The organism is Terriglobus tenax, from assembly GCF_025685395.1.
GTDB lineage: Bacteria > Acidobacteriota > Terriglobia > Terriglobales > Acidobacteriaceae > Terriglobus > Terriglobus tenax.
The window spans coordinates 2,722,250-2,746,504 of sequence record NZ_JAGSYA010000004.1 but is presented as its reverse complement, the minus strand read 5'-3'; the positions used below and the strand labels follow the sequence as shown (position 1 = coordinate 2,746,504).

Sequence of the window (24,255 nt, the reverse complement as noted above, 5' to 3'; positions counted from 1 at the left end):
CGCTTGGACTGCGGTTGAATCTCCCAGTATTGACTGCTTTACCAGGGCGGCCTTATCTTCTGGCTCGCGTTCAACCTCGCTGCTTGCGTCTCTCTTGACCGCTGCAACGTTTTTGAATGTAACGTGTCCATGAACGCGGCGCAAGCGAAACCCCTGTTGAAAAACGGGGGCTCATGTTGAAAACCATTACATCGTCAACAATATCAACACTTTACAAAATTGGCTCTTGCACAGCTCATGGTGCACTTGCTGCAATCTCTCCGTGCCCTCACAACACTGGATGTCTCATATCTCTACCCAGCAGAGGTAGGCATCGCGCAAAGTACGAGCCGTTTTGCCTCCTCCTCTGTCATCCCCACCGAAGCGAAGCGCAAGGGAGGGAACCTCCATTCGCCTTTCTTGTCTTTCCAGTCCTACTGAAAAGGATCCACTTCCTGCTCTCCGCCCCGCCTAATCCATCTTGCTGCCCGGCCCCTTCTCATACTGTCCAGACTTCTTCCACGCACCCGCCTTCACCTCTTCCGCCTTCAACGCCTTCTCCTTCATCGCCACATCATGCACCCGGCGGAACTCATCCGTCGTCCGCACAGGCTTATCCCGCGGCGGCAGGGTCGCAATCTCCGCGCTCACATACTGGGTGCGGTTTCCAGGATTCGGGTGATCGCTCAGCATCTGCGCCCCGCCTTCGCCATACTTGGCCTGGATAATCTCGAAGAACTGCGGCATCCCGCGCGGATCGTACCCCGCGTCATACAGAATGTGTGTTCCCATCAGGTCGGCCTGCTTCTCCGCATCGCGCCCCATCCGCAGAAAGTCCAGACCGGCGGCCGTGCCAATTCCCTGCGCGGCTAACCCGCCCAGGTTTCCACCCAGCGTCGCCGCCGCGGCAATCTGCCCCAGCCCATACCAAAGGCTCCGCTTCTGCTGCTTGGTAATGTTGCAGGTCGAATGCCGCATCACCACGTGCGAGATCTCGTGTCCCATCACGCCCGCCAGCTGTGCCTCGCTCTCCGCCGCCTGGATCGTCGCCAGGTTCACAAAGATCGATCCTCCCGGCAGCGCAAACGCATTGATCTCATCGCTCGCCACCACGTGGAAGTTGTACTCCCACGCATAGCCCGGGGCGAAGTTCACCAGCTTGGCCCCCAGCCCGCGCACATACACCGCCACCGGGTCCGAGTCCTTCAGCACCGGCATCGCCTCATATACCTTGGCCGCGACCTCATTGCCCTGCTTCTGTTCATCCGGCTCGGTAAACGCGTTCCGGCACACCGGCAGCTTCGGCTCCGCCGCCTCGCACCGCATCCCCACTCCCACCACTGCCGCCATCAACCCAACTGCCAGGAACCTGTTCATCGCTGCCTCACCTGCGCTTACTGCGTTGTCCAGGATTGTAGTGAATCGCGACGAAGAACCGCGAAAATCCCGGAAATCCCCCTGTTTCAGGGGCTATACTTGAAGCCTTACCTCGCAACCCGCGAGGCTCGGGAGCAAAGCACCATGCCCATCACGCCAACGCAAAACATCTGGCACAACGGCCAACTCATTCCTTGGGAGAAGGCCAACATTCACGTCATGTCGCACGTGATCCACTACGGCTCTTCCGTCTTTGAAGGAATCCGCGCCTACACCCAGGGCACCTCCGCCGGCGTCTTCCGCCTGCCGGAGCACATGCAGCGGCTCATCGACTCGGCCAAGATCTACCGCATGCCCCTGCCCTACACCGTCGACCAGCTCGTTTCCGCCGTCGTCGATGTCGTTGAGGCCAATGGTGTCGCTCCCTGCTACATCCGCCCCATCGCCTTCCGCGGTTATGGCGAAATCGGCGTCAACCCCACCAAGTCGCCCATTGAGGTCTACATCGCCAACTTCCCCTGGGGCAAGTACATCACCGCCTCGGAAGGTGCCGATGTCTGTATCTCCTCGTGGAGCCGCCTGGCGCCCAACACCATGCCCTCGCTGGCCAAGGCCGGCGCCAACTACATGAACTCGCAGCTCATCAACATGGAAGCCAAGGCCAACGGCTACGTCGAAGGCATCGCGCTCGATCGCAACGGCTACCTGTCCGAAGGCTCCGGCGAGAACCTCTTCCTCGTGCGCGGTGGCATTCTCTACACCACGCCGCTCGCCAACTCGGTCCTCTCCGGCATCACGCGCGACTCCATCATCACCATCGCCAAGCACCTCGGCATCCCGGTCGTTGAACAGACCCTCCCGCGCGAACTCATCTACATCGCCGACGAGGCCTTCTTCACCGGCACCGCCGCCGAGGTCACCCACCTCCGCTCCGTCGACCAGATCATGATCGCCGACGGCAAGATGGGCCCCATCACCACCGCCATCCACGACGAGTTCTTCGCCCTGGTCAACGGCCTCAAGCCCGACCGCTACAACTGGCTCACCCCGGTCAACGTCAAGGTCGAAGCCACCGTCTAAACACACTCACCCCCACCGGGTGCACCTCATCACGGGTGCTCCTGCATCGCTAGGGTGGATTCGAAGCCACAAAAGGCCCGGCAACCGCCGGGCCTTTTGTCTTTCTTGCTTGTCATTCCGCAGCAGCGCGAAGGAATCTGCTTTTCGGTCACCACAACTCCGGGTGCCCCATCCATACGCGCAGCGGATGGGTGGGAACATCGCGATTAAGGGCACGGCTAAAACACTTCCCCATGAAACAAGAACGCCGGCCTCAATAGCCGGCGTCCCCAAGCGCACAACTCACACCCCACAACTCAAAACTTATAACTCACCGCAAACGCCGGCCGGCTCCGCGCTCCCAAATCCACTCCCGGAGCAATCCGTCCCGGCCCCTGCAGCATCCCGAAGTCCACATTCAGCGGCAGCTTCGCACTCGGCAACACACGCACCGCATACACCAGCGCCGTCGGCATCACCGCACCTGGAAGATCTTTGATCCGGTTCGGCTGCTGCGAAGCCTCCGCCGCCAGAATCACCGTGCTCTTCGCCGGTCCCTTCAGCACAAACGCCACCGAACCAAATCCCAGCGCACCCCACTCCGGAGCATTGCCGCCCAGCCCGAACAGCTGCGCATTGCTTCCCCGCACACCGCCCGTCACCAGCACCGGAACCACCTTCAGCTGCGTAATTGTCTTCGACGCCACAAGGTACACATCGCCGTTCACCGTGTCCTTCTTGGTCAACTGGCCACCCACATTCCGCACCTGGCTGCGAACGACGAAGCCACCGGAAACCTGCGGCACCCACTTCGTCTTCGCCGCATTCTCCTTCACCAGCGCCACCTTGCCATGAAAGGTGTTGAACCCGTCGCCCCACAGCGGGCTAAGCGTCGCATTCGATCCCGCCGAATGAATCGTCCGCGTATATCCAAACTCCACGCGGTTCAGCGCACCGCTGCTCACCGAGATCTGGCTGAAGGTACCCAGCACATCGCCGCCATGCAGAAAGTGATAGCCCACCACCGGCTTGGCAATCTTCTCCTTCTCCGGAGTGGCAATCGTATAGGCCAGCGGAGTAATAAACACACCCGTGCTGCCTTCCCATCCAAGCTGCTGCGCATGCACCACCAGCGCACTCATCGCGGCAGACAACATCGTCGCCATTCCCAATCGAACAACCATCGTCTTTCCAAAGATCTTCATGTGAGCGTCACTCCTCATTCGGGCAGGAAGGGCTCAAGCAGTGGGCAGGCCTGTGCAGCTCTGCAATCAAGCTGCGCGTCAGCGACTGGCGCACCAGGCTCTCCGGCGCATCGTCCACCCGCCAAAACTGGCCGCCAGGATGCACGTCGAAAAGAAACCGGCTACTGAACCCTAGGTAAGGGAAAACAACATTTCGCTTCGTCTGAACCCAACCTACGCCTCCCCACCCCACACAGCAGTGACCCCCATCACCACATGCAAATTCGTGTATTTCTCGCTCGTCATCCCGACCGAAGGCGCGCAGCGCCGCAGTGGAGGGACCTGCATTTCCGCTCTTATCTTCTTGCCTTTGTCATCCTGAGCGGATCTGCTTCTCCCACTCCATCCCCACAATTCCTGATAAAACTTCTCCGTACCAGAGGAGCCCCGCCTTCATGCACCCAAACATGACCCGCCGCACCTTCCTCGTCGCCTCCGGCCTCACCGCACTCAGCTCATCCCGTGGCTTCGCCGCCAGCAAGACCCTCCGCATCGGCATCATCGGTCCCGGCGGACGCATGGGCAGTCTCCTCGACGCCCTCGAAAAGTCCGGCTACTCCTACGAGATCGTCGCCATCTGCGATGTCTACGCCCCCAACGCCGAGCGTGCGAAACAGCGCCCCAACGCATCCAGTGCCGTGCTTCACAAAGACTTCCGCGCTCTGCTCGACGACAAGTCCATCGACGCCGTCCTCTGCGCCACGCCCGACCACTGGCACGTCCGCATCGCGCAGGCCGCCGTCGCCGCCGGCAAAGACGTCTACCTGGAAAAGCCCGTGACGCACACGCTCGAAGAAGGCGCCCTCCTTCAAAAAGCCGTGCGCTCCAGCAAGCAGATCCTGCAATGCGGCACCCAGCAGCGAAGCTGGTCCCACTTTCGCAACGCCGTCGCACTCATCCAGGGCGGAACCCTCGGCAAGATTCCCCAGGTGCGCACCTACTGGTGGCAAAACTACGCCACGGCAAGCTGGGCCATCCCCAGGCCCGTTGACGCCTCACAACTCGACTGGAAGCAGTGGCTCGGCGGAGCGAAAGACCGCCCCTTCGACCTCGAGCAATACGCCCACTGGCGCTGGTTCTGGGACTTCGGAGGAGGCGCCATGACTGACCTCTTCAGCCATTGGATCGACATCGTCCACTGGGCCATGAAGTCCGATGAGCCCTCACTCGCCACCATGATCGGCGACAAGAACATCTTCCAGCAGTGGGACTGCCCCGACACCATCCAGGCCGCACTCCGCTATCCCGGCTTCGACGTCGTCTACGAGGGCGCAATGAGTTCTTCCATCGACGACGGCGGCCTCGAGTTCCGCGGCACCGACGCCACCCTCAAGCTCACACGCTCCGGCATGTCCGTCTGGCGCGAGCAGGTCAAATCCGGCGCCAACCCCATCCTCAAAGAGGACAGCTTCGAAGACGGCACCATCGCCCACATGCGCAACTTCCTCGACTGCGTCGTCTCCCGCAAAGAACCCAACGCTCCCGTAGAAGCAGGCATCGCCGCCGCCCGCGCAGGCCACATCGCCAACCTCGCCTACCAGCGCGGAGGCCTCACCAAATGGCCCATCAAATCCTAGCCCCCGTTCTCGTCAGGGCACGGCTTCAGCCGTGCCGAAAACATCGGCAAACAGAAACCGACGCCGGCCTCGATGGCCGGCGTCCCGCATCCCAACACCCCACCCCGCATTAACTCCTCCCTAAACACCCCACCCCCACCCTTTCCTACTCAGTAAACTTTCCAGCGAACACCCAGCGAAACCCCGCACAATCTCATCAAAAGACCCAACAAAACCCACAAAAAGGCATCCCGCTCTGCCTACAATGGCTTCTCACCATTCGTTGGAGGGCAGTCATCATGGCAGCACGTCCTTACTGGTCCGGTCACATCCAGATCTCGCTCGTATCCTTCGGCGTCAAACTCTTCGTCGCCACCGAATCCGCCTCCGAGATCAAGTTTCACCAGATCAACCGCCACACCGGCGAACGCGTGAAGTACCAGAAGGTCAACGCCTCTGAAGCCGAGGAGACCACGCCATCCTCCACCGTCAGCAAGTCCGACATCGTCAAAGGCTACGAATTCCGCAAAGGCGAATACATCCAGATCGACCCCGAGGAGATCGCCAACCTCCGCATCCCCTCGCGCAACACCATCCAGCTCGAACAGTTCATCGCCCTCGAAGAACTCGACCCCGCCTTCTTCGAAAAGCCCTACTTCGTCGTGCCGGAAAACGCTCCGCAGACCGAGGCCTTCGCCACCATCCGCGAAGCCCTGCGCAGCATGAAGAAAGCCGGCATCGGCAAAATCGCCTTCGGCGGCCGCGAACATCTCGTTGCCATCGCCGCACCCTCTGACCCTGAACTCACCGGGCTTATGGCCTACACCATGCGCTACCAGGAAGAGCTGCGCGACGCGAAGGAATACTTCGCCGACATCAAGGACGTAAAGATCGACACCGACCAGATGGAGCTCGCCAAAGAACTCATCAAGCGCAAGGCCCAGAACTTCGACCCCACCAAATGGCACGACGAATACGAAGCCGCCCTCCGCGCCCTCGTCCAGGCCAAGATCGAACACGCCCCGCTTCCCATCGAAGAAGAGCACCCGCACACCGCCAAGGTCATCAACCTCATGGACGCCCTCCGCGCCAGTGTTCACGGCAACACAAAGCAGGCAGAGCCCGCGTCCACCTCACGCAAAAAGCCCTCCGCCAAAGCCCCAGCCTCCGACGCCAAACGCGGCATCTCGATCGTCAAACCCGCAAAGAAAGCCACCAAACGCAAATCAGCTTGAAGCAGCACAACCCTGTTTGCCGTCTTGTCATCCCGGCCGAAGCGTAGCGAAGTGGAGGGACCTGCATTCCACTCTCGCTTCGCGCCCATCATCCTCAGCCACGCGAACGACCCGCGTCTGCCTTTGCTTTTGTTGTTCTTGTCCTGTGTCATCCTGCAAGGCCGACGTGCCCGCTCACCATCCGACCTTCGCACCATCCAACAGAACGATGAAGAAACTTCTCCCCATCCTCCTCTGCGCCACCGCGTTCGCAGCCGCACCCGACACCACACCCCGTCAGGCCCGCGCCGCCTTCGAACAACTCCTCAAAGACCAGTGCCCGCAGAAGCACCTCGAACTCCTCGCCCCCGCCGACCTGCTCAACACCATCGAGGACTACGAACTCACCCTGAACGCCGAAGAGATGGCCCTCGTCCACAAGTACCAGTACCGCGCCTGCCACAACGTCGCCGCCGGAGCCACCTGCGACAACACCGGCTTCCTGCAGGCCGCCATCAAGCTCAACCGTCTCGACCACTTCACCGCAAAGCTCTGCACCCAGCCTATCCTCTGCACCGAACAATCCAAATGCTCCATGCCCTAAACCATCCGAGCAGCAGATCCCCGGGTGCCCCGACGTAAAAGGCCTGCATCTCCCCTCTTGTCTTCCCTATCCTTCTGTCCTCCTGAAAGAATCTGCTTCTCACAACTCACACCACCCAACTCGTCGCACGCATCTCACTCACCATGGCGACCAAAAAGAAATCCGCCACCTCCCTCGTCGACCAGCAACTCCAGAAGTACCGCGCCATGCGCGACTTCCATATCACCGCCGAACCCGCGGGGAGCAGCACTCCAGCCAATCAAAAATCCCGATCCATGCAATGGCCGTTCGTCATCCAGAAGCACGCCGCCACCCGCCTGCACTATGACTTCCGCCTCGGCTTCAACGGCGTTCTCAAAAGCTGGGCCGTCGCCAAAGGCCCCAGCTACGTCGTCGCCGACAAGCGCCTCGCCGTTGAAGTCGAAGACCACCCCATGGAGTACGGCGGCTTTGAAGGCATCATCCCCAAAGGCCAATACGGCGGTGGAACCGTCATGGTCTGGGACACCGGCACATGGGAGATCCAACCCGGCCACGACGTCGATCAGGGCCTGAAAGACGGCTCCCTCAAATTCATCCTGCACGGCGAAAAACTGCAAGGAAAATGGGCGCTCATCCGCATGAAAGGCGGTCGCTTCGGCAGCGACAACAAGCCCGGAGCCAAGCCCAACTGGCTTCTCATCAAAGAGCACGACGAGTACGAGCGCACTCCCGGCGATCCCACCATCCTCGACGAAGCTCCTGACTCCGCCCTCACCGGCCGCACTCTCGAACAAATAGCCGCGGAAGAAGACCACGTCTGGAACAGCAAAGAAACCAGCACCGCCGACCAACCCTGGTACAAACAGAAATCCAAATCACCACAAACCACCGGTGTGTCATCCCGACCGAAGGCGCGCAGCGACGCAGCGGAGGGACCTGCATCTCCTTCGCAGACCAAAACCATCCCAGTCGATTCGCTCCCGAAAGAGCGAATGCCCGCCTTCCTTAAACCTCAACTCGCCACCGAAGCCACAACCCCACCCACCACCTCTGACTGGCTCCACGAACTCAAGCTCGACGGCTACCGCATCCAGGTCCACATCCAGAACCACAAGGTCCGTCTCTTCACCCGCACCGGTCTCGACTGGACCCACCGCATGCAGCCCATTGCCACGGCCTTCCAGAAAATCCCCATCACCTCCGCCATCCTCGACGGCGAACTCTGCGTCATCCGGCCCGACGGCACCACCAGCTTCGCCGACCTGCAGGCCGCCTTCGAACATACCGCAAAGCACCCCCTTACCTATTTCGCCTTCGACCTCCTCCACCTCGACGGCCACAACACCCGCAACTTGCCGCTGATCGAACGCAAGCATCTCCTCGAAACTCTCCTGACAGCCCCAAACCCGGGTGCCCCATCCATCCGCAAAGCGGATGGGTGGGAATCCAACATCCTCTACGCCCAGCACCTCACCGGCGACGGCCGCGAAATCCTCACCAACGCCTGCAACCTCCACGCCGAAGGCATCATCTCCAAACGCGCTGACGCTCCCTACCGCCCTACCCGCTCCTCCGACTGGCTCAAGTTCAAATGCCTCCGCCAGCAGGAGTTCGTCATCGCCGGCTTCACCCTGCCCTCCAACGGCATCCACGGCGTCGGAGCCCTCCTGCTCGGCTACTACGACACCACCGGCAAGCTTCACTACGCCGGACGCACCGGTACCGGCTTCAGCGCAACCACCCACAAACACCTGCGTGACCAGCTCGACACACTCCGCCAGCCCAAACCCGCCTTCGCCTCAGTCCCCCGCGACGCGCAAAAAGGCGCCCTCTGGGTCAAGCCGAATCTCGTCGCCCAGGTCACCTTCACTACCTGGACCGCGGACAACCTCGTCCGCCAAGCCGCCTTCCAGGGCCTCCGCGAAGACAAACCAGCCACCGAAGTCCACCGCGAGCAAGCCTCCACTCCCCCGACCTTCAAACACACCCCAAAATCAGCCACCACCCGGGTGCCCCATCCATCTGCAAAGCAGATGGGTGGGAAGGCGCGCACCAGTGCGTCCCAAACCATCCAACCCGCCCCAGTCCGCCTCACCCACCCCGACAAAATCCTCGACCCCACCACCTCCCTCACCAAGCAGCAACTCGCCGACTACTACTTCGCCATTGCCCCTCACATGCTGCCCCACATCGCCAACCGCCCACTCTCTCTTGTCCGCTGTCCAGAGGGCTCCGGCAAAGAGTGCTTCTTCCAGAAACACATCAACCACATGCTTCCACCCGGCATCACCGGTACCCCCGTCCCCGATAAAAAGACCGGCAAGATCGATCAGTACATCACCCTCTCCACCCCGGAAGCGCTCGCCGGCCTTGCCCAGATTGGTGTCCTGGAAGTTCATCCCTGGGGCTCGCAAAACGACGACCTCGAACATCCCGACCGCCTCATCTTCGACCTCGACCCCGACGCCGCCATCTCCTGGTCCACCCTCTGTGAAGCCGCTGAAGACATCCGCACCCGCCTCAAAAAACTCAGGCTCACCAGCTTCCTCAAGACCACCGGCGGCAAAGGCCTCCACGTCGTCATCCCCATCACACCCTCGGTTGACTGGACCTCCGCCAAAGATTGGGCCCACACCTTCGTCCAGCAGATGGAGAGCGATAACCCGCGCCTCTACCTCACCAAGATGTCCAAGGCCGCCCGCACCGGAAAAATCTACCTCGACTACCTGCGCAACGAACGCGGAGCCACCGCCGTAGCCCCCTTCAGTCCCCGCGCCCGCGCCGGAGCACCCGTCTCCCTCCCCCTCCCCTGGTCCGCCCTCAAACTCCCTGAGCGCCCCCTCTTCACCGTCGCCACCTTCCCCAACTGGCAATCCCACCTCAAACCCAACCCCTGGAAATCCCTCCCCACCACAAAACAATCTCTTCCGGTCTAACCCCAGCACCCACTCTGGGTGCCCCATCCATACGCGCAGCGGATGGGTGGGAAATCGCGCGACTGCCTTTTCTTTCCCCAAAAGCAAAAGGCCGAAGCATCCGCCCCGGCCTCTCACAACTCACACCTCTCAACTCACAACTACCTCACTCCAAACCCATACACCGTCTCCGACGCAAACACCTCCCCCGGCCTCAATACCGTCGAAGGAAAATTCGCATGGTTCGGAGCATCCGGATACCCCTGCGTCTCAAAGCAGAAGCCCGTCCGCACCGCATACACCTGCCCATGCCGCCCCGTAAACGCACCCGTCAGGTGATTGCCCGTGTAGAACTGCATCCCCGGCTCCGTTGACTTCACCGTCAGCACACGCCCCGTCTCCGGCAAATACGCCTCCGCCATCGGACGCATCGTTCCCGGCTCGCCATTCACAATCCACATGTGGTCAAAGCCCTCGCCAATGCGCAGCGGCTCAAAGCTCGTGTCATCCCACAGCTTGCTCACCACCTGCGGCGACCGCAGGTCCATCGGCGTTCCCTCCACCGATGCCACCTCTCCCGTCGGGATCTGCCCCTCATCCGTCGGCAGATACTTGTCCGCGTAAATCGTCACCACGGTATCGGCCACATCCCCGCGATCATCACCCCGCAGGTTGAAGTAGCTGTGGTTGGTCAGGTTCAGAATCGTCGCCTTGTCCGTCACCGCGTGGTACTTCAGCCGCAGCTCGCTGCCCACCAGCGTGTAGGTCGTCTTCACCGTCAGCGTGCCCGGATATCCCGCATCGCCATCCGGAGACACCAGCGTCAGCTCCACACCATCCGGTACCTGCTTTGCCGTCCACGGCAGCTTGTCAAAACCCAGTGGTCCGCCGTGCAGCGAGTTCGGTCCGTTGTTGATCGGCAACTGATACTCCACCCCATCCAGCGTGAACTTGCCCAGGGCAATGCGATTGCCAAACCGTCCAATCGTCGAACCGAAGTGAGGACGGTCCACCAGCCACTCCTCCAGCTTGTCGTACCCCAGTGAAATATCGGCCAGCACGCCCTCACGATCCTTGGTCTTCAGACTCACCAGCCGCGCTCCCCAGCTCATTACCCGGGCCTCGGCCACATCGTTCTTCATCGTGAAGATCTCGACCTCACCACCATCCGGCAACCTGCCGAACACCGCCTTCGTCACCACCGTCTCACTCATTCCTTCTCCCACCTGTACTTCCGTTGCCCCATTCTTCGCGAAGCGAAGGGTGGGGTATCTCGCGAAAGCGAGACCGTTTTCTTGCTTGTCATTCCGCAGCGCAGCGGAGGAATCTGTTTTTCACCATCACACTATCCAACCATCACACTATCCAACTTCACCCAAACATTCCCCGCTCCGCCTTCAACGCCACCACCAGCTTATCCACCTCAGTCTCAGTGTTATATAGCGCCGGAGTCACCCGAACCGCCGCACCCTTCGCAATCCCCTTCCGCGCCACCGTCACAATCCCATATTTCTTCCGCAGCACATCCTGCATCTGCTTCGCCTGCTCAAAGCTCTTCATGCCCTTCACGCGGAACGAGGTCGTCGCGCCATAGCGCCCTTTCTCTTCCGGCGTCAGAATCTGCACGCCCTCTACATCCTTCACCGCATGCACCCAGCGGTCGCGCAAGCCCGTCAGCCGCGCTTGCTTCTTCTCCACCGTCAGCTTGTTATGGAAAGCAAGCGCCGCCGGAATCGTCAGCGTCGCCGCAAAGTTATATGTCCCCGGATACACCCGCGACCGCACATCGTCCGCCGCGTCCTCGCGATTGCCCAGGCACAGCTCCAGGTCGCCCAGCCGCTCCTTCTTCACATAAATCGCGCCCACGCCCAGCGGAGCGCCAATCCACTTATGCAGGCTGAACCCCGCAAAGTCCGCGTCGATATCTTTCAGGTCCACCGGCATCTGTCCTACCGCCTGCGCCGTATCCAGAATCACTGTCACACCATGCTTCCGCGCAATCGCGATAATCTCCTTCACCGGATTCACCAGCCCCGTCTTATGGCATAGGTGCGTCACCAGCATCAGCTTGGCTTTGGGTGTGTTCTTCAGCTTCGTCTCATACGCCTCCAGGATCGCCGCCGTCGTCACCGGTTCTGGCATCTCAAAGGTCGATACCTTCACTCCACGCCGGTCCTCCAGAAACAGCATGGTGTTCACCATCGCGTCGTAGTCAATGTCGCAGAACACCACCTCGTCGCCCGGCTTCAACGGCGTATACCCGCTGATCAGGTCCTGCAGGCTCTCCGTCCCGCACCGTGTCAGCGCAATCTCATCCTTCTGCACGCCCACCAGCGCAGCCACGTGGCTCCGCACCATCTCCAGGTCACCGTTCAGCGTGCGGTCTGTTGTCACGCTGCGCACAAACGGAACATTCACCCGGTTCACAAACTGCGTCTGCCGCCAGTACTCCTCCATCACCGGGCGAGCCATCACGTTCCAATAGGCGTTCTCCAGGTTCGTCAGGCTGCGGTCCACGTCATACCACTGCGTAAACTCCGCCTCGTGCGCCGCACCCGCCGCGCTGCCCTGCGCTTCCACACCCCCCGTTACCGCCGACGGCAACACCACACCACTGGCCGCCAGTTTCAGGAAATCACGCCTGTTCCCCGCCACGCCTGCCTCCATTTCGTTGCAACTCTGAACGATTACCGAAAGATAGCTCCCATCTTACCCACGAATTCCTTGCCACTCCTTATCCCCGTCAACTATCCTCTGTCCGGAGGGCCATATTGGTCTGACCAAAAACACCCTGGAGACCATAGAATGGCCGCCGTATCCCGCCCTGCAAATACCTCGAACCTGCGCTGGTTTGTCTGCTTCCTGCTCTTTCTCGCGACCACGGTCAACTACATGGACCGTTCCGTCTTCTCGCTGATCGAGCCGGTCCTCCACGGCGTAGCCTTCATGGGCTGGAATCCCGCCGCGGACAAGTTCCACCAACCCATCTTCGATAACAACTTCGGCAACGTCGTCATCTTCTTCCAGATCGCCTACGGCATCGGCCTGCTCACCGCCGGCCGCGTCGTCGACCGTCTCGGAACCAAGGCCGGATACGCCATCGCCATCGCCATCTGGGGTCTGGCCTCCATGAGTCACTCCCTGGTCACCTCCGTCGTCGGCTTCTACATTGCCCGCGTCTGCCTTGGCCTCGGCGAAGCCGGTAACTTCCCCGCAGCCATCAAGGCCACCTCCGAATGGTTCCCCTCAGAAGAGCGCGCCCTGGCCACCGGCATCTTCAACTCCGGATCCAACTTCTCTTCGCTCGTCGCTCCGCTTCTGGTCGCCAGCGTAACGGCACACTGGGGCTGGCGCTACGCCTTCGTCGCCACCGGCTCCATGGGCATGGGCTGGCTCGTCCTCTGGCTGCTCTTCCCTTACAACAAGCTGCGTCCCTCGCAGGACACCCTTACCCAGCAGTACGTCGCTCTCCCCGTCGAGAAGCAGAGCTTCTTCTCCATCATCGCCACCCGCCGCGCATGGGCCTTCGCCCTCGGCAAGGGACTCACCGACGGCGTCTGGTGGTTTTACCTCTTCTACCTGCCCCAGTTCCTCAACCGGAACTACGGTCTCGATCTCAGTGCGCAGTATTGGTTCCTGGTCACCGTCTACCTGTTCTCCTCGGTAGGCTCCGTCTTCGGTGGAGCGCTCTCCGGCATCCTGATGAAGCGCGGCATGAGCGTCAACGCCGGACGCAAGTTCGCCATGCTCGCCATGGCCCTCTGCGTCGTCCCGGTCGTCTTCGTTCCACATGTCGGAACCCTCTTCGGCTCCAACCCCTGGCCCGCCACCGCGCTCTTCGCCCTGGCCGCCGCAGCCCACCAGGGATGGTCTGCCAACATCTTCTCCACCGCCGGTGACATGTTCCCCACCACCGCCGTCTCCACCGTCGTCGGCTTCGGCGGCGCCATGGGAGCCGTCGGCGGAGCGCTCTTCACCTCCATGGTCAAGGCCAACCTCTCGCTCCACCCTCTGGTCGTCTTCACCGTCGCCGGCTCCGCCTACCTCGTGGCCCTGCTCATCATGCACCTCCTGGTACCCCGGATGGGCCGCCCCAAAGAAGCCATCTAGTCCCACACCAACAAACCACACCCCAACGGGGAGAGGACTCAATCCTCTCCCCGTTTCTTATGCCACTCCTCCGTCTTTCTTGTTTGTCATTCCGTAGCGAAGCGAAGGAATCCGCCGGGTGCCCCATCCATACGCGAAGCGGATGGGTGGTCCTCGCGCAACGCGCGACCGCCTCTCTTGTTTGTCATTCCGCAGCGCAGCGGAGGAATCTGCTTCACCCTCACCCCTTCCCCCTTGTCCCCCACCCAAAAGGTTCAACCACTTTCGCCTTCCACTAAACCAAAGTGGTATGCTTCCATCGACCGCCAACATCTGAGCTGCCATTATGCCTACCAAGACCACGCCCCCCCGCACCCCGGCTAAACCGCATTCGCAGCTCACCATGCAGGTGGTCGAGCATGTCCGTTCCCTCATCGCCCGCGGTGAACTCCGCCCCGGCGACCGCCTCCCACCGGAGCGGGAACTGGCCCGCAAGCTCGACATCTCCCGCTCCTCGCTCCGCGCCGGCATCGGCTTCCTCTCCGCCATGGGAGTGCTCAAATCCCGCCACGGCGCAGGCACCTTCGTCTCCGACGGCCCACCCGCCCTCGACCGCAACTCCCTCAACGTCCTCGGAGCCCTCCACGGCTTCCTCCCCTGGCAGATGTTTGAAGCCCGCCTCGTCCTCGAAGCCGACCTCGCCGCGCTCGCCGCCGAGCGCGCCACTGACGAGCACATCGCCGCCCTCGCCGAAGAGGTCGCCGAGATGTACGCCTCCCTCGAGCAGCCGCAGGAGTATCTCATCCACGACGTCCGCTTCCATCGCACCATCGCGCTCGCGGCCGCCAATCCCATCCTGGCCACACTCATGGAGACCATCACCGCCGCGCTCTACGACGTCCGCTCCAAGACCGTCGCGCAGTCGACAGACCGCAAAGAGTCCGCCGAGATGCACCGCGCCATCTACCGCGCCATCCGCGCCCGCAACCCGGAGGCCGCACGCGACGCCATGCGCGAACACCTCTACCGCGCCCGCGCCTCCCAGGATCTCGAAGTTCCGCCGACCAATGCAGCCGGAGAGTTTGCTGCCGTAAAAACTCCACGCATCGCTCCCGCGAACTAACTGCTTACAATCGGCATCTCACCCTAAAAGAGCGCCATGCCCGCGGATCAAGACACAACCTCAAACGGCCACACCGAGCCACAAGCCACTCTGCGCGACCTCTCCCATCTCGCAGAGTTGCTCTCGGAAGGAATTCTCTTCCTCGACTATGGCTGGCGCATCACCTACGCCAACCAGGCCGCCCGAGAAATCTCCCGCGTCAAACCCGAATACCTCAACTCCCGTTCCCTTTGGGAGCTCTACCCCGAGGCCGCAGGCACCGAGATCGAACGCATCTACCGCTCCGTCATGGAGCAGCGCACGCCCCAGCACACCGAGTTCTTCTACGCTCCCCACAATCACTGGGTCGAGGTTGAAGTCTTCCCCATCGAAAGCGGCATCGGCCTCCACTATCGCGACATCACCCGCCTGCGCAAAGCAGAGGACGACCGCGATTCCACCACCCGCCAGCTCGCCCAGGTGCTTGACGCCACCAACGACGGCTTCGTCTATCTCGATCACAACTTCAACTACACCTATCTCAACCGCGAAGCCCGCAACCGCCTCTCCGCCTACGGCAATCTCCTCGGCAAAAATATCTGGGACGAATTTCCCGCGGCTATAAATCCCAGCTTGCTCTACACCAGCTCCCTTCGCCATACCATGGAAACCCACGAGCCCTGTGCCTTCGAGGAGTACTACCCTGCCCCCCTCGACGCCTGGTTCGCCTTCAACGTGCAACCCGCCGACGAAGGCATCATCCTCTCCTTCCGCGATATCAGCGGCCAGCGCAAAGCAGCCGCCGAACTGCTCGCCCAGAAGACCGAGTCCGAAAGACGGCTCGCCGAGATCGAGGCCATCTATCAGACAGCCCCCATCGGCCTCGCTTACTTCGACCCCATCGAGTTCCGCTACCTCCGCCTCAACCAGCAGCAGGCCGACTTCTTCGCCATGACGCCCGAACAGATCCTCGGCAAACGCGTCACCGACCTCGCCCCCATCCCCGGCGTGCAGGAGATGTTCGAGCAGGTCGCCGCCGGCATTCCCGTCATCAACGCACCGCTCGAAGGCGAACTCGTCGGCCGCCCCGGCGAACACCGCTACTGGACCGTCAACTACTTCCCCGTCTACGGCCCGGACGGAGAGGTCCAGGGCATCTCCGCCGCCTCGCTTGAGATCACCCAGCAAAAGCGATCCGAGCGCGCCCTCATCGAAAGTGAAAAGCTCGCCGCTGTCGGCCGCCTCGCCGCCTCCATCTCGCACGAGATCAATAACCCGCTCGAAGCCGTCACCAACCTGCTCTACCTGGTGGCCAACAGCAGCAACCTTCCCGAACAGGTGCAGACCTGGATCGATCTCGCCCAGTCAGAGCTAACCCGCGTCTCCCACATTGCCACGGAGACCCTGCGCTTCCACCGCCAGGCCACAGCGCCCACGCTGGTCACCGCGCAGCAGCTCGTCAGCTCAGTCCTCAACCTCTACCAGGGACGCCTCACCAACTCCGGCATCGACGTCACTACCCGCTACCTCAGCTCCAAGCCCGTCCTCTGTTTTGAAAACAACATCCGCCAGGTGCTCAACAACCTCATCTCCAACGCCATGGACGCCATGCGCGGCACCGGCGGCCGCATCTCCGTCCGAGCGCACGATGTCACCGACGCCGCCACCGGCCGCAAAGGCCTCCGTATCACCGTCGCAGACAACGGCGCCGGCATCCCACCGGCCGCCCGCAAACGCATCTTCGAAGCCTTCTTCACCACCAAGGAACTGAACGGCACCGGCCTCGGCCTCTGGATCTCCACCGACATCGTCCAGCAACACAAAGGCCGCCTCACCTTCCGCTCCACTCAACACCCCATCCACCACGGCACCGTCTTCTCCCTCTTCCTCCCCCGCGACTAATCCTTCCGTCTGCCACCACTCTGGGTGCCCCATTCATACGCGAAGCGGATGAGTGGGTTGAGGGCCACGGAACCGGGTGCCCCACCCCCGCAACGCTAGGGTGGGTTCGAAGCCACTCACCCATATGCCATTCCTATCAGCAGAAGTCGGTTGCCCCATTCTTGCTTTGTCATTCCCCGTCAGGGCACGGCTTCAGCCGTGCCGCAACCCATTCCCAAACAACAACCCAACGCCGGCCTCGATGGCCGGCGTCCCCTTTCCAGCATTTTCCCAATGCCAAACCTCCAACCCTGTGGCACAGTATCCCCATCATGCGGAAACTTGCGCTTCTCCTCCTCGCTACTCTCACCACCGCGATCTATGCCCAACAGCCAGGCTTTTCCGTCGCCACCATCCGTCCGAGCACAACCGACACTCTCCCCCTCACCCAGATTCGTGGCAAACGCTTCGTCACCGTAGGCACCACTTTTCTTGACCTCTTCAAGTACGCCTACGGCGTCCACGACAGCCAACTCGTGGGAGGCCCAGACTGGCTGCGTTCAGAAAGGTTCGACGTCACCGCCGATCCCGACGGAGAGCAGCGTCCCAGCTCCGACCAGATGAAAGCGCTCGTACAACAGCTGCTCCTGGAACGCTTTCATGTCTCCCTGCACCAGGAGGGCCGGGAGCTTCCCGTCTTCGCACTCCAACAAGCAGGCACGGCTCCTCCCAAACTCACCGCCAGCACAGCCAATACCTCCATGCCCGCTGGAGGCAGCGACGGACACGGAACCATCGGAATGCGCAATGGGACCATGGTGGACTTTGCCATGTATCTCCAGCGCTTCGCAGGCCCAATCATCGACCGCCCCGTTGTCGATGCAACCGGAATCGAAGGCCGATACGACCTCACCCTCCATTTCACCCCCGAAGGAACAGCCAGCCCTGACGCGAATACGCCGGAACTGTTCACCGCACTGCAGGAACAACTGGGACTCACCCTCAAGCGCGATAAAGCAAAGATCCCGGTCTACGTGATCGACTCCGCCAGCCACCCCAGCCTCGCCTCCTAGCTCTCCCGGGTGCCCATGTCCGGATTTGGGCCTCGCGCAACGCGCGATCGCCTTTCTTGTCCCTTGTCATCCTGCAAGGATCTGCTTCTCCAACAAACCCGTCAGGGCACGGCTTCAGCCGTGCCGCAACCCATTCCCAAACAACAACCCAACGCCGGCCTCGATGGTCGGCGTACCCCTGAGAACAGAGCACGGACAACTCCCCCCATTTATCCTTAAATACGACCATGTCCGAGCCGCAGAAGACCTTCTACCTCACCACGCCGATCTACTACGTCAACGCGCGCCCCCACATCGGCCACGCGTACACCACGCTCGCGGCTGACACTATCGCGCGCCGCCAGCGCCTCCAGCTCGGCAATGACAACGTCTACTTCCTCACCGGAACCGACGAGCACGGCCAGAAAGTCCAGCGCTCCGCAGAAGCCGCCGGCATCTCGCCCCAGCAGTTCACCGACCAGGTCTCCGCCACCTTCCTCGCGCTGTGGGACCGCATGGGCATCACCTACAACGACTACATCCGCACCACCGAGCCGCGCCACGCCCAGGGCGTCCAGGCCCTCTTCAACCGCCTCTACGAAGGTGGACACATCGAGCTCAACAGCTACACCGGCAGCTACTGCGTCTCCGACGAGGCCTTCATGGACCTGCCCGTCGGGACCCCCTGCCCCGATTGCGGCCGCCTGCTCGAGCTCGTCACCGAAGAGAACTTCTTCTTCAAGCTCTCGAACTACCAGCTCCAGCTCATCGACCTCATCGAGTCCGGACGCTTCGCAGTAGAACCAGAAGCCCGCCGCAACGAAGTCCTCAGCTTCCTCCGCGGCAACGTCAACGCGGCCACTGATCCGGATGCCACCAATCTGGGTGCCCCATCCACACCGCAAAGCGGGGTGGGTGGGAATCTCGCCTACTCGGCACAAGGAACCCCCTACCTCCCCGGCGCACTCAAGGACCTCTCCATCTCCCGCAGCAGCTTCGACTGGGGCATCCCCGTCCCCGAACCCGCAGCCTCGCTCTCGAAGCAGAAGCACGTCATCTACGTCTGGCTCGACGCTCTCGCCAACTACATGACCGCCCTCGGCTACGGTCAGGACACAGCCACCAATCCGGGTGCCCCATCCACACCGCAAAGCGGGGTGGGTGGGAATCTCTTCGAAAAATTCTGGCCCGCCGACCTCCACCTTGTAGGCAAAGAGATCATCCGCTTTCACTGCATCTACTGGCCCGCCTTCCTTCTGGCAGCAGGTCTGCCTCTGCCCAAAAAGGTTCAGGCCCACGGCTGGCTGCTCTTTGAAGAAAGCAAGATGAGCAAGTCCCGCGGCAACATCGTCCGCGCCGAATCCATCCTCGACGCCTTCGGCTCTCTGAAGCCAGAAGCAAGTAAGCAGGAACAGGACCTCTTCGGCACCGACGTCCTCCGCTACTTCCTCCTCCGCGAGATTCCTTTCGGCAACGACGGCAGCTTCAGCTTCGACGCCCTGGTCCAGCGCTACAACTCCGACCTCGCCAACGGCTACGGCAACCTCGTCAGCCGCACCCTCGCCATGATCGAAAAATACTTCGGCGAAATTCCCCCGGCCGGTGTGCCTCTCCCTCGTAACGCTAGGGAGGGTTCGGAGCCATCGAACTACGACTTCGGTACCCAGCTCCAATCCATCTGGAGCGAGATCGCCTCCACCGACGGCTACCTGACCTCAAACGTTCCCTGGAAGCTGGCCGCCGATGAGACCAAGCGGTCTCTTTTGGCCGAAGTGCTTTACTACGCCGCCGAAGCTATTCGCCACATCACGGCGGCGCTTTACCCGTATCTCCCCAACACCACTGCCAAGGTCTGGGCGCAGCTCGGACTCGGAAATATTGAAGAATCCGCCCAAAAAGGCGAACTCACTAACCTGCAGTGGGGTGGCCTGAAGCCCGGCACAAAGCTCGGCACGCTTGGCCCCATCTTCCCCCGCGCACCCAAGGAACTGATCCAGACCATGACTGACTCCGAACAGAAGCCCGCCGAAAACGCGCCAAACAGCGCCGAAAATGCCGTTTTAAGCGCACCGAACGACACCAGAATCGACGAAACTCCGGCCGAGGTCTCCCCCGGAATCGCTCCGATCGCGCCGGTCATCACCATCGACGACTTCGCTAAGCTCGACCTGCGCGTCGCCAAAGTACTCTCCGTCGAGCGCATCCCGAAGGCCGATAAGTTGCTGAAACTGCAGGTCGATCTCGGCTTTGAACAGCGCCAGATCCTCTCCGGCATCGCCGAATTCTACGAGCCCGAAGCACTGGTAGGCCGCAAAGTCGTGATTGTAGCCAACTTAGCGCCCCGCAAGATGCGCGGACTCGAATCGAACGGCATGATCGTAGCCGCCTCCGTTGGCGACCACGGCCACCCCTATCTGGCTTCTTTTCTGGAAGATGTACCGCTCGGAGCACGCCTGAAGTAATGCATCTGGTTGACTCGCACTGCCACCTGGACAACCCGCGCTTTGAGGACGACTTCGACGCCGTCCTCGAGCGCGCTTTTTCCGCTGGAATCAAGACGATCCTCACCATCGGCATCGGCGAACCGCCCTCGAAGATGTCCCGCGCCCTGGCTCTCGCCCGGCCCGCAACTGCTTCCACACCAGCGGTTTACGCCTCGGCAGGCATCTATCCGGGAAATGCGCATGAGGCCACCGAAGCCGAGTACACCCAGCTTGCAGCGTTGATTCAGGAGCCGAACTGCATCGCCGTCGGCGAGATCGGCCTGGACTACTACCACGCCGAATCCCCCTCTCCGGAGATCCAGAAGTCCTGCTTTCTCCGTCAGATACGGATCGCCGTCGACGCACAGAAGCCCATCCTGATCCACTGCCGCCCGAACGACGGTACTCCCAACTTTCCCGGCCTCGACGTCTGGAACGATCTCTTCGAAGTGATCGAAGAGCACTGGACCCCAAGCGGCCTGACCGGCGTCATGCACTGCTTCAGCGGATCGGAAGAGCATGCCCGGCGCAGCCTGGCCAACAACTTTGTGCTCTCCTTCGCGGGGCACACCACCTTTCCCAAGTCCAAAGACCTGATGGCGATTGCTGCGGCCACCCCGCTCGACAAGATCCTGGTGGAGACCGACGCACCTTACCTTGCGCCCATTCCGCACCGCGGCCAGCGCAACGAACCGGCCTATACCGCGCACACCGCCGCGGCCATTGCAGCGGCTCGTGGGATGACCGTTGAAGCCTTTGCACAGGCCACCACGGCCAACTTCCAGCGCATCTTTGGCGTAAAGTAAACCTCGGAGAAGAACATGGCTGGAGAGAATTCGTTCGACGTTGTAAGCAAAGTAGATATTCAGGAAGTACGCAACGCCATTGATCAGGCGCTGAAGGAAGTGAAAGCCCGTTTCGACCTGAAGGACGCCAAGGGCGAGATTGATATGGAAGGGCAGGACGCCATCAACACCGGCGCCTCGGACGAGTACAAGCTCAAGTCCGTCATCGAAATCCTGCAGCAGAAGCTGGTCAAGCGCGGCGTTTCCATCAAGAACCTGACCTTTGAAAAGGTGGTTGAGGGTTCGCACGGTTCGGCTCGCCAGAAGATCAAGCTGCAGCAGGGTATTCCTTCGGATAAGGCCAAGCAGATTGTCGCCCTGGTCAAGGACTCAAAGGTAAAGGCGCAGGCTTCCATTCAGGGCGACACGGTACGCGTCACCAGCAAGGACCGCGATGTACTGCAGAGCGTGATTGCTCTGCTGAAGAACAAAGACCTCGGCATCGATTTGCAGTTCACCAACTACCGCTCGAACTAGGATCGTCTTTGATCGCAAAGAAGAGTACCTCCCAGAAGGTAGAGGCAGAGGACCGTCCGCTCACCAGCAGCGCACCTGTGCCTTTTGGAAAGTCGAAGGCATCGGTTTCGCTCGACGCTCTGCGTGGAGCGGCGGCTCTTCTGGTGCTGGCTGACCACTGCAGGCATTTCTTTTTTGTGGAGTATCACGACCTTGGCAGCAAGCTGTATTTTCTGCCCTACCTGGTGACCGTTCTCGGTCACCAGGCGGTGGTCATCTTCTTTGTACTAAGCGGCTTCCTGGTGGGAGGCAGTGCGCTGCGGTCTGTGCAACAGGACCGCTGGTCGTGGAAGCGTTACCTGACGCACCGGTTTGTCCGCCTGTGGCTGGTACTGATTCCGGCGCTGCTCGCGTGCATGGCGTGGGATTCCCTTGGCAGCTATCTTCACAGCCACGCGGTACAGCCAACCGCGCTGCTGCAGCATATTCCAGGAGTCGCTCCGGCCCAGCCCCTCGCCCAGCGCATCGACCTGCATCCGCGTTCCGACGGGGCGACGTTCTTTGGAAACGTCTTCTTTGTGCAGACCATCCTGGTTCCAACCTTCGGCACCAACGAAGCGCTTTGGAGCCTTGCCAACGAGTTCTGGTACTACATCCTTTTCCCGCTGGGGCTGCTGGCCATCCGGTCGCGTTACAGCCCGCTGATGCGCGTTCTGTATGCGCTGGCCTTTCTTGGGGTGTGCCTGTTCGTCGGCAAGTCGATCGTCTTTTCGTTTCCGCTGTGGATTCTTGGCGCGGTGCTGATCTATCTTCCCGCACCCAGAACCAGTTTCGCGCTGCGTGCCTCCGCAACGGTGGTTTACGCCGTTGCCACCATGCTTGCCCTGCAACTGGCCAGAACCAGGATGCTGCTCTCCGACTACATCCTTGCCATCCTCACCACGGCCTATATCTGGCTGCTGCTGGGAGCCAAGGAACGCTCCTCCGGCAAGACGGGGGAGAAGCTGGCTCGCGGCACGGCACGGTTTTCGTACACGCTATACCTGACGCATATGCCGCTGATGATTTTTCTGGCCGGTCTGACTGTATCTAACACGCGCTGGTTCCCCAATAGCGTAACCGTTGGACTTGCCCTTGCCTTTTGCGCGGCCGCACTTCTTTATGCCTGGATCTTTGCCTGCTTTACCGAGTTCAAAGCCGAAGAGGCAAAGCAGTGGGCGGAGCGGATTTTTGTGGGAAACAGCAGGATTTAAGATCGTTCAAAATAACTGCAAACCGTGGAAAGAGCGGCGGCTTTGCTGCCGGATATAATTGAATTTTTGAAGCCTAACGTGAATATTCTCCCCATTGCGACGGCAGCTCAGGTCTTTGACCTTCTTCGTGAAGATCTTGAAGCCATTGAGCATGAGTTTTCACGCCAATCGGCTTCCAACGTCGACGTAATCACCGACATTGCACAGTACCTGATTGCGGGCGGCGGCAAGCGCATCCGTCCGCTGCTGCTGCTGCTCAGCGCGAAGGCTCTTGGCTTCAATGGCGATTCGCGCATCCGCCTCGGCTCCGTGGTGGAGATGCTGCACACCGCCACGCTGGTGCATGACGACATTATTGACGATGCGGACACGCGCCGCGGTCGCCCCAGCTCCAACACCACCTGGGGCAACTCCAAGTGCGTTCTGGCCGGCGACTGGCTCTATATGCAGGCCTTCAACGTGGCGCTGCAGGAGAAGAATTTCCATATCCTCGACCTGCTGATCACCCTGACCCAGCAGATGGTGGAGGGCGAGCTGCTGCAAATGCAGAAGCTGGGCCATCTGATCAACGAGGAAGAGTATTTCGACCTGATCTACCGCAAGACCGCATGCCTGTTCAAGGTCTCCATGCAACTGGGCGCAACGCTGGCCGGCAGCACGGATGCGGTGGAAGCACAGCTGGGCGAATATGGCCGCAACCTGGGCCTGGCCTTCCAGATTATTGACGATGTACTGGACCTGACGGCAACCGAGTCCACGCTGGGCAAGCCTGTGGCCAGCGACCTGCGCGAGGGCAAGGCCACCATGGCCGTGATCCACGCCCTGGAGCGCGGCACCGGCGCCGACCGCGAAGCGATTCGCACCGTGCTGGCGGACCGCAGCTTTGAGCGCGTAGCGCATACGCAGATTCTGGAAATCCTGAAGCGTCATGGATCGCTGGAATATGCGCACGATACCGCGCGCGCGTACGCCGAAGCAGCACGTCTTTCCATCGCCGACCTGCCGGACACCGACGCCAAGCGTGCCCTTTTGTGGGTGCCTGGCTACGTGGTCGATCGCGACCGCTAACTGCCGTTGTTCCAGCAGCTTCCACACAACGACGGAAGCACCCGCGAAGGCACCCCAAGGGAATTCTCTGTCTGTTGACTGGCGCTGAAGCACAAC

At 61.1% G+C, this 24,255-nt stretch carries 18 protein-coding genes; 14 read left to right on the top strand and 4 right to left on the bottom strand.

Annotation, left to right across the window (positions count from 1 at the left end; all coding sequences use genetic code 11):
• Nucleotides 1-450 precede the first annotated feature (450 nt).
• Nucleotides 451-1,356 carry a M48 family metalloprotease gene (locus OHL13_RS17355; RefSeq protein WP_263411382.1) on the bottom strand — a complete coding sequence of 302 codons (906 nt, stop codon included), beginning with the start codon at nucleotides 1,354-1,356 and terminating at the stop codon, nucleotides 451-453.
• A 144-nt stretch (nucleotides 1,357-1,500) separates the two neighbouring features.
• On the opposite strand from OHL13_RS17355, the gene OHL13_RS17350 reads away from it, so the two are divergent.
• Entirely contained in the window at nucleotides 1,501-2,436 is a 936-nt protein-coding gene (locus OHL13_RS17350; protein WP_263411684.1) for a branched-chain amino acid transaminase, read from the top strand.
• A gap of 296 nt (nucleotides 2,437-2,732) precedes the next feature.
• Here OHL13_RS17350 and OHL13_RS17345 read toward each other — a convergent pair whose 3' ends face one another.
• On the bottom strand, nucleotides 2,733-3,620 hold the full coding sequence (locus OHL13_RS17345) for a hypothetical protein (RefSeq protein WP_263411381.1): 888 nt from the start codon (nucleotides 3,618-3,620) through the stop codon (nucleotides 2,733-2,735).
• A 434-nt stretch (nucleotides 3,621-4,054) separates the two neighbouring features.
• Between OHL13_RS17345 and OHL13_RS17340 the strand changes: the two genes are divergently transcribed.
• From OHL13_RS17340 to ligD, 4 genes are all read left to right on the top strand, one after another.
• On the top strand, nucleotides 4,055-5,236 hold the full coding sequence (locus OHL13_RS17340) for a Gfo/Idh/MocA family protein (protein ID WP_263411380.1): 1,182 nt from the start codon (nucleotides 4,055-4,057) through the stop codon (nucleotides 5,234-5,236).
• A 278-nt stretch (nucleotides 5,237-5,514) separates the two neighbouring features.
• The gene (gene ku / locus OHL13_RS17335; protein WP_263411379.1) at nucleotides 5,515-6,450 is read left to right on the top strand and encodes a non-homologous end joining protein Ku; all 936 of its coding nucleotides are present in this window, start codon (nucleotides 5,515-5,517) and stop codon (nucleotides 6,448-6,450) included.
• 208 nt (nucleotides 6,451-6,658) lie between these two features.
• Entirely contained in the window at nucleotides 6,659-7,033 is a 375-nt protein-coding gene (locus tag OHL13_RS17330; RefSeq protein ID WP_263411378.1) for a hypothetical protein, read from the top strand.
• Nucleotides 7,034-7,176: 143 nt separating this feature from the next.
• Nucleotides 7,177-9,951 carry a DNA ligase D gene (gene ligD, locus OHL13_RS17325; protein ID WP_263411377.1) on the top strand — a complete coding sequence of 925 codons (2,775 nt, stop codon included), beginning with the start codon at nucleotides 7,177-7,179 and terminating at the stop codon, nucleotides 9,949-9,951.
• Nucleotides 9,952-10,091: 140 nt separating this feature from the next.
• Here the strand turns inward: ligD and OHL13_RS17320 are convergent, their stop codons facing one another.
• Together OHL13_RS17320 and OHL13_RS17315 are read right to left on the bottom strand one after the other, a co-directional pair.
• Nucleotides 10,092-11,144, bottom strand: a complete 1,053-nt coding sequence (locus OHL13_RS17320; protein WP_263411376.1) for an aldose epimerase family protein — start codon at nucleotides 11,142-11,144, stop codon at nucleotides 10,092-10,094.
• Between the two features lie 157 nt (nucleotides 11,145-11,301).
• Entirely contained in the window at nucleotides 11,302-12,585 is a 1,284-nt protein-coding gene (locus OHL13_RS17315; protein WP_263411375.1) for an aminotransferase class V-fold PLP-dependent enzyme, read from the bottom strand.
• Nucleotides 12,586-12,735: 150 nt separating this feature from the next.
• Here OHL13_RS17315 and OHL13_RS17310 point away from each other — a divergent pair, with 150 nt between their 5' ends.
• The 9 genes from OHL13_RS17310 to OHL13_RS17270 all read left to right on the top strand — a co-directional run bounded on the left by OHL13_RS17310 (nucleotide 12,736) and on the right by OHL13_RS17270 (nucleotide 24,159).
• Complete coding sequence (locus tag OHL13_RS17310) at nucleotides 12,736-14,040, top strand: MFS transporter (protein WP_263411374.1); 1,305 nt, start codon at nucleotides 12,736-12,738, stop codon at nucleotides 14,038-14,040.
• A 325-nt stretch (nucleotides 14,041-14,365) separates the two neighbouring features.
• Nucleotides 14,366-15,142, top strand: coding sequence for a FadR/GntR family transcriptional regulator (locus OHL13_RS17305; protein ID WP_263411373.1), 777 nt, complete (start codon nucleotides 14,366-14,368; stop codon nucleotides 15,140-15,142).
• Between the two features lie 36 nt (nucleotides 15,143-15,178).
• Nucleotides 15,179-17,023 (top strand): PAS domain-containing sensor histidine kinase, encoded by a 1,845-nt coding sequence (locus tag OHL13_RS17300; protein ID WP_263411372.1) that lies wholly within the window; start codon nucleotides 15,179-15,181, stop codon nucleotides 17,021-17,023.
• Nucleotides 17,024-17,334: 311 nt separating this feature from the next.
• Nucleotides 17,335-18,075 carry a TIGR03435 family protein gene (locus tag OHL13_RS17295; protein WP_263411371.1) on the top strand — a complete coding sequence of 247 codons (741 nt, stop codon included), beginning with the start codon at nucleotides 17,335-17,337 and terminating at the stop codon, nucleotides 18,073-18,075.
• A gap of 227 nt (nucleotides 18,076-18,302) precedes the next feature.
• Complete coding sequence (metG, locus tag OHL13_RS17290) at nucleotides 18,303-20,516, top strand: methionine--tRNA ligase subunit beta (protein WP_263411370.1); 2,214 nt, start codon at nucleotides 18,303-18,305, stop codon at nucleotides 20,514-20,516.
• Nucleotides 20,516-21,343, top strand: coding sequence for a TatD family hydrolase (locus tag OHL13_RS17285; RefSeq protein WP_263411369.1), 828 nt, complete (start codon nucleotides 20,516-20,518; stop codon nucleotides 21,341-21,343). The genes metG and OHL13_RS17285 overlap by 1 nt, the downstream gene beginning before the upstream one ends.
• 15 nt (nucleotides 21,344-21,358) lie before the next feature.
• Nucleotides 21,359-21,859, top strand: a complete 501-nt coding sequence (locus OHL13_RS17280) for a YajQ family cyclic di-GMP-binding protein (RefSeq protein WP_263411368.1) — start codon at nucleotides 21,359-21,361, stop codon at nucleotides 21,857-21,859.
• Nucleotides 21,860-21,867: 8 nt separating this feature from the next.
• The gene (locus OHL13_RS17275) at nucleotides 21,868-23,091 is read left to right on the top strand and encodes an acyltransferase family protein (protein ID WP_263411367.1); all 1,224 of its coding nucleotides are present in this window, start codon (nucleotides 21,868-21,870) and stop codon (nucleotides 23,089-23,091) included.
• A gap of 78 nt (nucleotides 23,092-23,169) precedes the next feature.
• Nucleotides 23,170-24,159, top strand: a complete 990-nt coding sequence (locus OHL13_RS17270) for a polyprenyl synthetase family protein (RefSeq protein ID WP_263411366.1) — start codon at nucleotides 23,170-23,172, stop codon at nucleotides 24,157-24,159.
• The last annotated feature ends 96 nt before the right edge of the window (nucleotides 24,160-24,255 follow it).